This window comes from Neisseria sp. P0008.S010, from assembly GCF_051962715.1.
GTDB lineage: Bacteria > Pseudomonadota > Gammaproteobacteria > Burkholderiales > Neisseriaceae > Neisseria > Neisseria elongata.
Genome location: NZ_JBQCVA010000377.1, coordinates 1 through 249, shown reverse-complemented (window position 1 = coordinate 249; position 249 = coordinate 1). Strand labels below are relative to the sequence as shown.

Here is a 249-nt window from a genome sequence, read left to right as displayed (position 1 = left end):
GCCTACGGGTGGCTGCAGTCGAGAATATTCCGCAATGCACGAAAGTGTGACGGAGCGACGCCGCGTGTCGAAAGAAGGCCTTCGGGTCGTAAACGACTTTTATCAGGGACGAATTTTGACGGTACCTGAAGAATAAGGGGTTGCTAACTCTGTGCCAGCAGCAGCGGTAATACAGAGACCCCGAGCATTATCCGGAATTACTGGGCGTAAAGCGTGAGTCACTGGTCGTGTTAGTCTGATGTAAAATCA

General features: G+C 51.4%; 1 rRNA gene. It reads left to right on the top strand.

The features are described 5' to 3' along the window. Positions 1–249, top strand: a 16S ribosomal RNA gene (locus ACTHSL_RS13975); the annotation flags it as partial.